Annotated in this window: 13 protein-coding genes, 1 tRNA gene and 1 pseudogene; 10 read left to right on the top strand and 5 right to left on the bottom strand. The window is 47.2% G+C overall.

All coding sequences use genetic code 11. The annotated features are described in order from the left end of the window. The first annotated feature begins 116 nt into the window (after window positions 1-116). Window positions 117-452 (top strand): YolD-like family protein, encoded by a 336-nt coding sequence (locus ACFRAM_RS10100; RefSeq protein WP_379465758.1) that lies wholly within the window; start codon window positions 117-119, stop codon window positions 450-452. 36 nt (window positions 453-488) lie between these two features. Here ACFRAM_RS10100 and ACFRAM_RS10095 read toward each other — a convergent pair whose 3' ends face one another. Further along, window positions 489-923 (bottom strand): DNA-entry nuclease, encoded by a 435-nt coding sequence (locus ACFRAM_RS10095; RefSeq protein ID WP_379465757.1) that lies wholly within the window; start codon window positions 921-923, stop codon window positions 489-491. 197 nt (window positions 924-1,120) lie between these two features. Here ACFRAM_RS10095 and ACFRAM_RS10090 point away from each other — a divergent pair, with 197 nt between their 5' ends. Beyond that, window positions 1,121-2,605, top strand: coding sequence for a glycosyl hydrolase (locus tag ACFRAM_RS10090; protein ID WP_379465756.1), 1,485 nt, complete (start codon window positions 1,121-1,123; stop codon window positions 2,603-2,605). Window positions 2,606-2,701: 96 nt separating this feature from the next. Here the strand turns inward: ACFRAM_RS10090 and ACFRAM_RS10085 are convergent, their stop codons facing one another. After that, window positions 2,702-3,190 carry a PH domain-containing protein gene (locus tag ACFRAM_RS10085; protein ID WP_175372921.1) on the bottom strand — a complete coding sequence of 163 codons (489 nt, stop codon included), beginning with the start codon at window positions 3,188-3,190 and terminating at the stop codon, window positions 2,702-2,704. Window positions 3,191-3,369: 179 nt separating this feature from the next. On the opposite strand from ACFRAM_RS10085, the gene ACFRAM_RS10080 reads away from it, so the two are divergent. Further along, window positions 3,370-3,966: a hypothetical protein gene (locus ACFRAM_RS10080; protein WP_379465755.1), complete on the top strand. Its 597-nt coding sequence runs from the start codon at window positions 3,370-3,372 to the stop codon at window positions 3,964-3,966. 182 nt (window positions 3,967-4,148) lie between these two features. Next, complete coding sequence (locus ACFRAM_RS10075) at window positions 4,149-4,484, top strand: YolD-like family protein (protein ID WP_379465754.1); 336 nt, start codon at window positions 4,149-4,151, stop codon at window positions 4,482-4,484. 11 nt (window positions 4,485-4,495) lie between these two features. On the opposite strand, the gene ACFRAM_RS10070 is transcribed toward ACFRAM_RS10075, so the two are convergent. Next, window positions 4,496-4,654, bottom strand: coding sequence for a hypothetical protein (locus ACFRAM_RS10070; RefSeq protein ID WP_379465753.1), 159 nt, complete (start codon window positions 4,652-4,654; stop codon window positions 4,496-4,498). Between the two features lie 275 nt (window positions 4,655-4,929). On the opposite strand from ACFRAM_RS10070, the gene ACFRAM_RS10065 reads away from it, so the two are divergent. Then, window positions 4,930-5,613: a M15 family metallopeptidase gene (locus ACFRAM_RS10065; protein ID WP_379465752.1), complete on the top strand. Its 684-nt coding sequence runs from the start codon at window positions 4,930-4,932 to the stop codon at window positions 5,611-5,613. Window positions 5,614-5,688: 75 nt separating this feature from the next. After that, the gene (locus ACFRAM_RS10060; protein WP_379465751.1) at window positions 5,689-6,084 is read left to right on the top strand and encodes a WGxxGxxG family protein; all 396 of its coding nucleotides are present in this window, start codon (window positions 5,689-5,691) and stop codon (window positions 6,082-6,084) included. 511 nt (window positions 6,085-6,595) lie between these two features. Here the strand turns inward: ACFRAM_RS10060 and ACFRAM_RS10055 are convergent. Beyond that, window positions 6,596-6,910 (bottom strand): hypothetical protein, encoded by a 315-nt coding sequence (locus ACFRAM_RS10055; RefSeq protein WP_379465750.1) that lies wholly within the window; start codon window positions 6,908-6,910, stop codon window positions 6,596-6,598. 230 nt (window positions 6,911-7,140) lie between these two features. On the opposite strand from ACFRAM_RS10055, the gene ACFRAM_RS10050 reads away from it, so the two are divergent. From ACFRAM_RS10050 to ACFRAM_RS10040, 4 genes and pseudogenes are all read left to right on the top strand, one after another. After that, a tRNA-Leu gene (locus ACFRAM_RS10050) sits at window positions 7,141-7,226 on the top strand. A gap of 451 nt (window positions 7,227-7,677) precedes the next feature. Next, window positions 7,678-7,895: pseudogene (locus tag ACFRAM_RS28765) on the top strand (IS1634 family transposase); the annotation flags it as partial. A gap of 116 nt (window positions 7,896-8,011) precedes the next feature. Next, window positions 8,012-10,249, top strand: coding sequence for a penicillin-binding transpeptidase domain-containing protein (locus tag ACFRAM_RS10045; RefSeq protein ID WP_379465749.1), 2,238 nt, complete (start codon window positions 8,012-8,014; stop codon window positions 10,247-10,249). Between the two features lie 486 nt (window positions 10,250-10,735). Then, the gene (locus ACFRAM_RS10040) at window positions 10,736-11,725 is read left to right on the top strand and encodes a tetratricopeptide repeat protein (RefSeq protein ID WP_379465748.1); all 990 of its coding nucleotides are present in this window, start codon (window positions 10,736-10,738) and stop codon (window positions 11,723-11,725) included. 276 nt (window positions 11,726-12,001) lie between these two features. Here the strand turns inward: ACFRAM_RS10040 and ACFRAM_RS10035 are convergent, their stop codons facing one another. Then, window positions 12,002-12,277, bottom strand: a complete 276-nt coding sequence (locus tag ACFRAM_RS10035) for a hypothetical protein (protein ID WP_379465747.1) — start codon at window positions 12,275-12,277, stop codon at window positions 12,002-12,004. Window positions 12,278-12,280 lie beyond the last annotated feature (3 nt).

Raw genomic sequence — 12,280 nt, 5'->3', positions numbered from 1 at the left:
TGGATAAAATTCCATTCTATTTTAAACTGAAATAGAGGATTTTAAACATTGCATCAAGAACATTTGTTCGCATATAATAAAATCAATCGTTAAATTTCGGCAGGGGGACAGACATCATGACCATCAATATTGGGGATTTCGGCATAGCAGCAAGTCAGGAACTTTGGATGAAGGGCTTACTGGAGCGACTAGAGGTGGAGTGCAGAGATATGGAGTACCGCGGTAAGCCTGAATTAACGGTGGCGCAAGGCAAGGCGATTATGGAAGATATTTTTCATTCGTTTCAGAACGGGTGCAGGATTTCCATGCATACTTGGGACCCGTTTGGCACTGAAAAATTAAGTGGCATTGTGCGGATTATGAACGTCAAACCGCTGCAAATTAAGTTAGAGTTGAACAATGGCACATTCAGGTGGGTGTGGATGGCGAATATTGTGGACACCTTTACATAATAAGACCCCGGAGGCTATCCGGGGCCGGTTCTGTCATTATTGGAACATGAACTCCACGCGAACACCGTCCGCATATCCTTCTAGCTGATTGCCAACCCAACTTCCGGCACCGCGGTTGTCACTTGGCGATATGTATTCAATATCTGCGCCTTCTCCGCCTTCCTTGCACATCGCCATTGGCCATTCGTCGCGGTCATAGCCCTTCTTGGTAGGGACGCCCTTTAGAGAGAGGCGGCGGTTGTTCTCTGCTTGCTCACGATCGATTGTGCATATGGCAGACTCGCCCTTTGCAATGGCATCCTGGATATGCTTAGCTGTCTCCGGATAACGATCCGAGGGAAAGACCAGCTGGACAATTTCAGAATCGGATGGGGATGATGGCGTGAACTGTCCGTCCTCTTCATACCAGTAAGAACCCAGAGCTAGCAGCGCAACAATGATGAGACTGCCGATTAATTTACGTAACTTCACTTCTGCTCCTCCTTTTTCTGCGCTTCAATCAGTATAGCGTATTTCCAATTATAGCGCCTGGATTTGTATATCGCTGATAAAATCGAGCAGAGAAACAGCAGATTCTAAAGACAGGCTCTCTGTCCTGTAGATTAGCCGCGTCCATGTACAGGGCCTTTTCATACTATGTACCAAAAGTACAAGGGTGGTGAGGGCTAATGGAACAAGGGGTACTTTGGCAGCTGTTAGATTCTGCATCACGGCTGGTAAACGATGTGCAGTGGCAGACGGCGTTCAGGAATTGGGTCATGACCCCGGCCAATCCGAATTTGACGGTTCCTGCCCGAAATCTTCTGAGGACGTTATATGCTTTACAAGGCACGGGGATTATTAACGGACAGCATGATTATCTCGAAAGTCCCGATGAATTCAGCAACAAGCTGAAGACGACTGGGGGACAGTATGCCGGACTTCATGGTTACGAACTGGGCGCCATTAACAACCAGAGGCCAGAACTGATCCGCAGCCAAAGAGACGGGGTGGTCGCCAGTGCAATCCGCTGGTACCAGTCCGGAGGGATTGTAGCCCTGACCTATCACGCTCATCTGCCTGGAACAGCCCCGGCCTGGTCTAATGTATCTATGAATCTGAGTAATGCAGAATTCGATAAATACGTAACGCCCGGCACTCCCCAGAATGCTGCACTGCTTGCCGATCTCGATGACGTTGCTTTGTCTTTGCGCAAGTTAGCGGATGCTGGTGTTCCTGTGTTATGGAGGCCATATCACGAGATGAACGGCGGTTGGTTCTGGTGGGGGCGCAAGAGCAAGTTCATCACACTTTGGAATTTGATGTTCGATCATTTCACGAAGACTCATAAGTTGAACAATATACTATGGGTGTGGAGCCCCAATGCAGACGGTGATGGAGTTGAAGCGCAAGAAGCTTATTACCCCGGCGGGGCGAGGGTGGATATCCTGGCACTCGATATCTATAACAGTGAATTTAAGGATGAGTTTTATAATCGGCTGTGGGATCTTGGGCGGGGCAAGCTGATTGCTATTGGGGAGAATGGCAAGCTTCCGTCACCTGCACTACTTGCCAAGTCACAGCGCAGGTGGTCTTACCTGATGACCTGGGGCAAGCTTCTTTATGAGAGCAATACGGAGTCGGCTATCAAGGATTTTATGAATGCCAGCTTCACCATCAACAGGAGTGAATATACGAAGGCGCTTGCAGTTCAGGCTTCCAAGCCTGAGGGTAGTCCGCCAGTCCCTGTCAGTGGTCTGCGGGGAGAGTATTTTAATAATATGGTTCTTAGCGGAATGCCAGCTTTAGTACGGACGGATGCCAATATTAACTTTGTCTGGAGACAAGGCTCGCCGGACCCGGCAATCGGTGTGGACTTCTTCTCTGTACGCTGGAACGGAAGGCTCAGTGCGACTTATAGTGAGGGTTACACGGTGTACTCTTCATCCGATGATGGCATTCGAATCTGGATTGACGGACAGCTGGTTATTGACAGCTGGATCAAGCAGAGTGGACAGGAGCGAAAAGGTATTGTTAATCTGATCGCTGGCAAGCTGCATGACATCAAAGTGGAGTTCTATGAGAATCAGGGTGATGCACGGGCCGTGCTGATGTGGGAGAGTCCCAGTCAGGTCAAGGAGGTCATCCCGGCGGCGGCGTTCTTTCTTCCTTAACGCAGGGCGATGTGGAATTCTGTATATAGAAGTGAACGAGGTAACAGCCCCGGAAATGATCCGGGGCTGTTTGATCTGCAACAAAGGCGTATAAGGTCAAATCTGTTCGCGATAGCTGATGTTATTAACAGTCTTCTCATCACGTACTGCTTTGCGCAGCGCATCCTTGACAGTATGGGCACCATGGATCTTGCGGAACCACAGCTCGGGCGATGAAGCATCATCGGAAAAGATCGTCAGTGTCCCGATACCGAGCATGCGATCCAGAATGGATTGGGATACTCCCAGGTCACGAATTCGGAGCAATTCAATCTCTTCGACATTTTTACCGATCAGGCCTGTCTTTACTATAATTCTCTGGCTTGTAATCGTATAAGTGGTTGTATTAAGGCCCACAAGACCCTTCAGTCGGTCGGATATGCCCGCAGGCTTTCCTTCCCATAGCTTGATTTCCTGAGCAGGCGTCAGGTCTCGCAGCGTGCGCTCGGCTGTCGGTGAAGCTCCTCCGTTCAGCGCGGTCCCACATTCTCCGCAAAATTTAGCGGCCTGCTTATATTCTGTTCCACAGGCTGTACAATAAGGCATCGAATGAACCTCCTCTCCCCATAAACATTTGTTATATTTATTATTATACTGCCTTATCCGGTCATTGGTTGCACACATAGCTATGATGTATTTTTTTGCATCTTCCCCCGATTTACATTAATTTCATTTGCACTTTACAATAACCGACATTATTCTGTTATGTGGGGGGAATGTAAACGATGAAACGAGCTTGGCTAATAGGGTTGATTGGGCTGGTTCTAATGCTCTCAGCCTGCAGCTATAATGATTCTGCTTCAACCGCGGCGCTGTCGGAGGAAGAAGTGCAGGAATCTGTGCAAAATTATTACAATGAAATGTCTAAAATTGAACAATTAGGAAAATCGTCGCGGGAGCAATTCAACAAGACGATCGCTGCGTACTCGGCTGGGACAGCTACATCCAAAGAAATGGAGAAAGCCATTGCTCAGTTCAAGGATACGGCTACTGATATTTCATCTCAGGCGAAAAAGGTTGAAATCTCCGACCGTCTGCCGGAGAAAGTTAAGAAGCTGCTGGATGAGGCCCAGATTGCTTTTCAAAGTGCCTATTCTTTAAAGGAAAAAGCTTCAAAAGGTGCCGATTCTGCTGATGTGTCCGCCGACGAATTCAACGAGCTTAATCAGAATGCAGATCTCGCGATGCTGTACGGAATCTCTAAGCTCAACGAAGCCAGAGTGGCTACTGGACTTTTGGAGCCGGACAAGGATGCTGACCCGAAGGCAGCCGCTGATTCCAAGGTGGTAACCGGAACAGATTCGGAAACTGTTAAACCATAAGATACCCTGCCCCTATGCCTGGGGATGACGATAAAAGGCGCTGCACAGCACAGCTGTGGGCGCTTTTTTTGCGTGCAGATTGTCATTTTTTCCATATTGATTAAAGGACTTGACTATGGATATAATACAAACATACGTTCGTGTTATGTGGGGTTATTAATTGAACAGAAGGAGGCCAGGCAATGGGTAAGAAGCTGGAAGGTAACGGATTATGGGAGAGCAGCCGGATGATGCTGCCGGAGCACAAGAACCGGATTATCAGCGATGAACGGGAGACGCTGCGCCGCATCCAGCCAGTACTGGATGAGCAGAAGCAGGAGGAGATTGAGAGCACCCTGGCGCTGTCACTGCGAAGTCATGTATGCGTCACGGTGATTCTGTTCGATCCGTTCGAGAATGAGGTGGTGAGCGGCTTTGTGACCTCCATTCACACCCACTCGCGGGAGATTAAGCTGCAGTGGGCGGAGGAATGGAAGTGGATTCGTGTAGACCAGATTGTGGAGGCCTATATCGTATAACAAGCTACTGCCTAGGTGTGTACCTCTGTGCTTTTTTCATAAGCGATCAAGGTTACGGTGGGGTTGCCTGTCAGTTCGGCAAGGGCAGCTTCCGCGTCCCGGATAATCGCAATCGCTTCATCCCGTTCGCTTAATGCGGCGATTTTGTAGTTGTTGGTATGGATGTCCATGACGAATCCCCTTTCACTATTGTCTAGGATGCCTATTTAGGTTGTCCTTGTGGATGGGAAACATCCAGATGGTGAGACGAGAAAAAGATGCGATATGGATCTCAGGGTAAATGAAAGTGTGAATTTCTTAGATGGAGCCCCGGACGTTGTCCGAGGGCTTTTTTTCGTGGGAAAGCGGTATGCAGAAGCATTGAAATTACAAACATCCAGGCATAGGGGTATCTGTACAAGCAGAAGAGAAAATTCGGACATCTACTATACCAGGGGGTGAATATATGCTGACTTTGGACGTGGTAAAAAGCAAATCGGCAACTGCTCTCACGGGGCTGAACCCGGCCGTACTGGCAGGAACGAATGCGCTGATCGAGCGCAGCTTCGCCAAGGGCGTGCCGATTATCATTACCCAGGGCCTGCGGACCCTTGCTCAGCAGAATGCTCTTTATGCACAGGGGAGAAGCAAGCCGGGGAATATCGTGACCAATGCGCGCGGGGGATTCAGTTATCATAATTATGGATTGGCGATTGACTTTGCACTGCTGTTGCCAGATGGCAAGGGCATCTCATGGGATATGAAGCGTGACGGAAACGGCAATAAAATCGCGGACTGGCAGGAAGTAGTGCAGGAGGCGAAACAGCTGGGTTTTGAATGGGGCGGGGACTGGACCTCCTTCAAAGATTATTCCCATCTGCAGATTGCTTATGGCCTTTCAATTGATCAATTGCGGGCAGGCCTCCGCCCGTCGGCAGAGCAGATCAAGGCTGCACTTAAGGTGATCAATGGAGGTGACAACGTGAACAAAGACGTGAAGGTAAGCATCGTCCTGAATGGTAACAAGCTCACAGACGGTGTTCTGGATACCGGCGTCACCTATGTGCCCGTGCGGGCGTTGGCGGAAGCGTTGGGTGCGAAGGTTACGTATGACGCCGCAAGCAAGACCGTGAATATTGTTACAGGATAAGCAGTTTGGGGTTGCATAGAAAATAAGGGATAAGGGGAAATTATCAGCAACCAAATTACAAGGGGGCAACATATCTTGAATAAGCTGATAACAAGCCTTATCTGTACCGCTGCACTGTCTATGACGCTGCTTGGCACCGGCTATACGGCCGAGGCTGCTGGAGTCGACGGGGTGGGGGATACCACGCGCAATACCGGCACCATTAGAAACGACGCAAACCGACTGCATCCAAATGGCAGCATGATCAATGGTACGACAGGAACGAGCAGAAGCAACAGTAACATCCTGGACAACAACGTTCGGACTGAAGATAATCACAGAGTAGCTCCGTTGTCCACGACGAACCAGAATGGTACCTATCGGGCCACCAGCACCACCAGTACCGGAAACGGGTCGAACTGGGGCTGGTTGGGACTCATCGGCCTGCTCGGTCTGGCTGGCATGAGAAATCGTACTGGAGAGCGCAGCTAAGTAGTGAAGGGGAGGCGTCGAGCGGTTACATGCATGTGAAAATAAAGCTGATTTTATTAACGTTCCTGTCCATACGGCAGGGACGTTTTTTGTTGCATGTCTGGGTTAAAGAATCATGGACCTATCTCGAAATTAGTATTTGCTTCTTGTTCTATCTGGCAACGGACCCCAGAGACGTTATTTCCTGATTCACCGACCGTTTCAGAAAATAACGGACTCCAGAGACGTTATGAGCAGAAATCCTGTGTAAAATCCACGGTTTGGGAGGAGATAGCGACACCTGAGTCCGTTACATGTTCCAGAAGCAGCTTGAGGTGCAAATAACGACGATAGGGTCCGTTAGCCCTTATGCATAAGCTTCAACCTTCATCAGCAGTGGTTTTGGCAAGCACTGATGATGAAGTTGAGCCTGATATATAAGGCTTTTATAAGGCTATTTCTCATCAACAATCGTAGATAATGGTGTTTCTGGACAGTCTAAGGAGCCTACATACGCAGGCTCCTCTTCCCATTACGTGTACAATAATGTGATGACCAGCAATTCATAAAGCACAAGGGTTAAGATCATTTCATCATTGGAATATGGACTCCGTTGTCCTCCCTGACTGCTAACCTTTAAATACATCAATCCGCCGCTGCAGCCGACAATTCTCCCCACGTACACCTGGCCATCCAAAGTTTCAATTCTAACGGATTGATTGCCATAAATCCGGCAAATATTCTGCAGTTTGTCTCGAACACTTCTTAAATTATGAATCGTGTTATTGTCCGCTCTGTATAACACTTGTTGCTGCGGATGATGATATCCTGATGGTTGAAGACTCATGAGTATTTGACCTCCGGTTACAATATCAATTTAGAATTATCGTATGCATTTGCCTAGGGAGAGGTGCGGAACTAAGGGATTAGTCTTTTTATGGAGATGCAAGGTGAGGGGTTTGAGGAAACTTACATATTTTTAGGGGTTGCATGATTGTCCAAAACATGATATTATCTATCTTGTCGCCAATAATACGAATTACTAGCTGCGCATCAGCGATTTAGTAATATCTTCATGCCGGGGTGGCGGAATTGGCAGACGCACAGGACTTAAAATCCTGCGGTAGGTGACTACCGTACCGGTTCGATCCCGGTCCTCGGCACTAGTAAAACAAGGGTTTCAGCTCATTAGAGCTGGAACCCTTGTTTATTTTTAAGGTGGTTTGCTAACCTTTTGCTAAAGCCGCTACTTTTTCGTGTGGATTCGAGGTTTTTGGGTATGCTCGGAATGATGTTTGTACCGGCTTTACGGCGAGCGATTCTTTGCTCAGAATCTGCGTTCGAGAAATCTGCCGCACCCCCGGTATGAAAGAGACTTTAGCGCAGCCCAACGCCTTCCATACTGAATAATACGGCAATTGGACAGAAATACGTGACTCTTTTTGGTAGTTCGACCTATGTGGCCTAAATTCCCGAAATAACGTAGTTACAATATATTCTCAAAAATGGTTGAGTTTAACTCAGTGTACATTGTACAATGTGTAACGAGGCTGGTGTTCATTATGACGATCATTTATGAAACTAACGAGACCTCTACCGATCATCCCCTTTTAGCGCAGTTTCTACGGCGCATCCTACCTGATAGAACCAAATCGGACAAGCCGCCGGCGTTGAAATTGATCTCAAGACTTGTTTCCCTGGCACCTACAAGAAGATTTTGTATATCACCTACTATCTGATTCTGGAAGAAAACAACTTATTCAGCCGCTTTTCGCTGATAACGCATACATAGTCATCCCTTTGCAGCAGATATTGCTTTTCAGCGAAGCAGCAAGCCAAGGATATGGGATATCAGGAGGAGAATGCCGATGATACCCTTCATTTCAGCGGATAGAACGCGGATGGGAACTATTATGGAGCGATTTCTATATGTTTGTGGGGTTTGCTTATGGTGAAGAGAATAAAACTTCGCACGTTGTTTATAGGAGGGTGTATCACCCTTTTTTTTCTTGTATTGCTCGGCAGAGTATTCTGGATTCAGGTTCTGGAGCGGGATTTCTGGCAAGCCAGGGCCGCAGGGCAATGGGCCCATACCTCGGTGATTAAAGCGGTGCGTGGCACGATCGAGGACCGCAACGGCAAGGTGCTGGCCAGCGATGTACCGGCCTACACGGTAGTGGTCAATCCGGATGCGATTTCCGCGCTCGGCATCGGGAAAGAAGTTATCAACGGTCTGCATGAGCTGCTTGGCAAGCCTGAGGATGAGCTTAAGGCGCTCGTGGAAGCCAAAGACGAGAACGGGAAGTATCTGAAGAACCGGGAGATCCGTAATGAAGGCTGGAGGATAGACCGGGAGCTACGTGACAAGGTAGACGAGTTTATTGAGAAGCTGAAGGATGAACATGACACTCTGGAGACTGGCGTCGGTTTGATTAGGGAGCAGAAGCGCTATTATCCGCAACAAACACTGGCCGCACATATTTTGGGTTATACAGACCGCGACGGCAATGCAGTGATGGGGTTCGAAAAGTATTTTGACATGCGGCTTAAGGGTGAGGATGGCAAGCTATTCTACCAGAGCGACGGCAAAGGCATCAAGCTGCCTGACTCGGAGGATGCTTACCAGCCGGTAGTCAATGGAAGTGATTTCAAGCTGACGATTGATAGCACAATCCAGTATTATATCGAACAGGCAATGCAGAAGGCCTATGCAGAATATAAGCCCAAGAGTATTACGGTAATTGCCGCGGACCCGAGGACTATGGAAATATTGGGACTGGCGAATATGCCGACTTTTAACCCGAATGAGTTCTGGAATTATGCCTCTAATCCCGGGGTATTCTTCAACCATGCTATCAAAACGAGATTTGAACCAGGCTCCACGTTCAAGATTGTACCGCTTGCCGGAGCGGTCGAGGAGAATTTGTTCGATCCGAACGCAACCTTTATGTCCGGCTCTATCCGTATCAAGGGGTACGGCAAGCCGCTGTATGACCAGAAGAGAAGTGGTTATGGCGAAATCTCCTACCTCGAAGGTGTGAAGCGTTCAAGTAACGTGGCCTTCGTCAAGCTTGGCTATGAAATGCTCGGTCCGGAAAGGCTGCTGCAATACGTGGATGATTTCGGATTTAACGATCCTACCGGTATTGACCTGCCGGGAGAAATCAGCGGACTCGTTAATCCTACACCGAACAATGCTTCTGAGAACGCGACGATCGCATTCGGACACGGCAAAGTACAGGTGACTCCCATTCAGCAGCTTACCGCTATGGCGGCCATCGCTAATGGTGGTAAGTTGATGGTACCGCACGTGGTCAAAGAGAGCACCGATCCTAATACCGGCAGGATTACCGTAACCCAGCCGCAGGTGGTGCGACAGGTTATTTCCGAGGAAAGCGCCAGTGAAACCGGCAGTTATCTGGAGCAGGTCGTTGCAGACCTGGTCCATGGAACCGGGCGTCATGCGTACATTGAAGGCTATAGGGTAGCAGGAAAGACCGGTACGGCGATTAAACCTGACGGTAAGGGCGGGTATGACCGCAACAAGGTGCACTCGTCTTTTCTTGGATACGTACCGGCTAACAATCCAAAGATTGTGGTCTATGTCGGTATTGACGAGCCTGCTAATGCGGCTGGCGGTGGTGCTGCGGCGGGACCGGTGTTTAAAGAGATCGTATCCGAAGTATTGTCATATATGGGTGTGCCAAAAGTTACAACGGGTGATAGAGGCAGTGTTTCCGTATCCGTCAAGAATGTACCTTCCGCACAGCGCTCCGCACCTGATCTGACCGGAAAAATGGTGCAGACGGCCAGGAAATTGCTGATGGATCAGGGCTTTGATTTTGAAACGGTCGGAGGCGGAAGCGAAGTGGTCAGCCAGTATCCGGAGGCGGGCACCCTGCTTGCTTCGGGACAAAAGATCTATCTGTTAAGTCAGCAGGGCGACCAGGCATCTATTCCTGACCTCCGGGGACAGTCTCTGCGTGATGCGCTGGAGGTGCTCAATCTGCTGAAGGTCAAGATTTCCGTCGAAGGCGAAGGGTATATTGCCGAGCAGACAGAATCAACCCAGAACGGCAAAAGGCTTGTACAGCTGAAGCTTAGTCCGATGGGGGCATACGGCGAGGATATTCCGGTATTTACGGCGGAAGAGGAGGCTCCGGAGGCCGGGGGTAGTGGAGGGTAGCTGGCGCTAAGCCGTTTAGCTTTTTAATTCGGCTTGTTGATTTTTGTCTTTGCGGTTAAGCGAGAGGAGCTGAAGGGCCTTTGTAAGAGTCGTTTTGCGTCTGGAATACAAAAAGCCCCCTGTAACTCGCATGGTTAAAGGATTTGAGCTCGATCAGGGTTTCAACTCATTTGAGTTGGGGCCCTTGTTTGTTTTTAGGCGGGCCTGCTAACACTGCTCAAAATACATTGTAATACCTTCTTGGTGTAATTGAAGAACCGAATGCTCTGCTTGGTTTTGAGCGGCGGGAACCTTTCCATTCTATTCATGCTGCCCTCCTGTCATATGTCCATTGAATGATAGATAATATTAATAGCTAGAGGTAAAGGTGAAGTTGGAAGTAAAGGTATATATTAGAATTAAACGTTGATAAACTTTGTATTTTAACTATAATATAGTTTGTGTATTTACAAAATTAGGAACAACGAGAAAATGGGGGAGTTTTGGTTGCTTTACAGAGGTTTTAAATGGATGGTATATTCACTTTCTTTGGTTAGTTTAGCCGCAGTAGTTGGATGTAGCAACAATTCAAATGTTGTGAAAGAAGCTGCTAAAAGTAATGTTGAAAGTAAAATTGTGGAGGATGATAGAACACCGCAAGAAATTCTAACAGTCATAAAGAGTAAAGTTGCAAAAAATGACATGGATGGTGCTGTGAAGGACTACAGAATCTTAGAACAAATAGATAAAGATTCAGTACTTCGTACAGCTCAAGCGCGTGGGTGGATTAAGACTAAGTATTTAGTATCTGGAGATATAGATGCTGCCCTCAGTATCTATGATGGAATTACGAACGAATTGATTTTGTCTGAGAAAGAAAAAATAGTAGAAGCGAAACAAATCTTAACACAAGCAACTCAACTTGAGACTGAGAAGAGATACGTAGACGCTGCCGATAGCTATAAAGAAGTATGGGCAAAATTATCTATTCCCGATGAATCATATTTCTACGGAAAATATATATCTAATACATTAGAAGGAATTAAGAGTTTGATAAGGGATGAGAAATACGAACAAGCTAACGAACTCACTAAGCAACTGTATGGTAATTCAGAAGCATCTGCACTTAGAAACTACATAAATGCAAAACAAGCTTTTATAAAAGGAGACAAGGAAAGAGCAGTTGAAATACTTGAAGTTTACTTAAGGGGATATACAGGAGATTTTTTGAAAGAAGTAGATGATTTGAAATTATCTTTAAAACCAAGAGACTACTGGTTTGAATCGGATGTTGAGTATTATCAGGTCCAAGAAGCGCTTAATAAAGTCGACCCTACAATTGGTATGTCAGTGAATGAACTAAAGAATTCAAGATGGGGGCAGCCCAAAGAAATAAATAAAACAACGACGGATTATGGTACAAGTGAACAATGGGTATATAGTGGTTTTAGATATGTTTATGTAAATGATGGGATCGTCACGGGGATTCAAGAGTAAGCGGAGTCGTGATACTGACGTTTTGGCGGAATTGGCAGACGCACAGGATTTTAAGTCCTGCAGTAGGTGACTACCGTACCAGTTCGATCCCGGTCCTCGGCATCCACGAGAAAAAACCTTGAGAAATCAAGGTTTTTTTGTTTGTGTATTCCATTATATAAACTATGAACCCTGTGGGCTGCGGAAAAGGTAGATCCAGGCGCACAGGACTCCTGCTAAATGGTCCACTTTTGAGCCATCTGTTGTTAATAAAACAAGTAGGGCGAAGGTGGATTTTTATTTTTCTCGTCTTCTGAAAACATAGCTCAGAATATCCACAATAGCTCCTGTCAAAAAGAAGGAAGCAAAGTGTAACAAATAAGCAGTCGGACGAATGACATCATCAGCTCCGATGATCCAACTTCGAAAGGACTGTTCGTAAACGACAGCGTTCAGGAAGGGATTAAAACCAATCAGCAAAATATTCTTGTCGTCGTTTCCCATGTAGTTAAGCACACAAACTAGAATGCTTACTAATGAGAACCAGAAAGTAGCTTTTCTAAAAAGGGACATATG

The organism is Paenibacillus sp. NPDC056722, from assembly GCF_042790635.1.
Taxonomy (GTDB): Bacteria; Bacillota; Bacilli; order Paenibacillales; family Paenibacillaceae; genus Paenibacillus_AQ; species Paenibacillus_AQ agri.
Note: the sequence above shows the minus strand (reverse complement) of the source record. Positions and strands in the feature narration are given on the sequence as shown.

What these genes read in the sequence shown, in the direction of transcription:
- ACFRAM_RS10100 (WP_379465758.1), top strand. Translation starts at nt 117, where the DNA reads ATGACCATCAATATTGGGGATTTCGGCATAGCAGCAAGTCAGGAACTT.
- ACFRAM_RS10090 (WP_379465756.1), top strand. Translation starts at nt 1,121, where the DNA reads ATGGAACAAGGGGTACTTTGGCAGCTGTTAGATTCTGCATCACGGCTG.
- ACFRAM_RS10085 (WP_175372921.1), bottom strand. Translation starts at nt 3,190, where the DNA reads ATGCCTTATTGTACAGCCTGTGGAACAGAATATAAGCAGGCCGCTAAA.
- ACFRAM_RS10080 (WP_379465755.1), top strand. Translation starts at nt 3,370, where the DNA reads ATGAAACGAGCTTGGCTAATAGGGTTGATTGGGCTGGTTCTAATGCTC.
- ACFRAM_RS10075 (WP_379465754.1), top strand. Translation starts at nt 4,149, where the DNA reads ATGGGTAAGAAGCTGGAAGGTAACGGATTATGGGAGAGCAGCCGGATG.
- ACFRAM_RS10070 (WP_379465753.1), bottom strand. Translation starts at nt 4,654, where the DNA reads ATGGACATCCATACCAACAACTACAAAATCGCCGCATTAAGCGAACGG.
- ACFRAM_RS10065 (WP_379465752.1), top strand. Translation starts at nt 4,930, where the DNA reads ATGCTGACTTTGGACGTGGTAAAAAGCAAATCGGCAACTGCTCTCACG.
- ACFRAM_RS10055 (WP_379465750.1), bottom strand. Translation starts at nt 6,910, where the DNA reads ATGAGTCTTCAACCATCAGGATATCATCATCCGCAGCAACAAGTGTTA.
- ACFRAM_RS10045 (WP_379465749.1), top strand. Translation starts at nt 8,012, where the DNA reads ATGGTGAAGAGAATAAAACTTCGCACGTTGTTTATAGGAGGGTGTATC.
- ACFRAM_RS10035 (WP_379465747.1), bottom strand. Translation starts at nt 12,277, where the DNA reads ATGTCCCTTTTTAGAAAAGCTACTTTCTGGTTCTCATTAGTAAGCATT.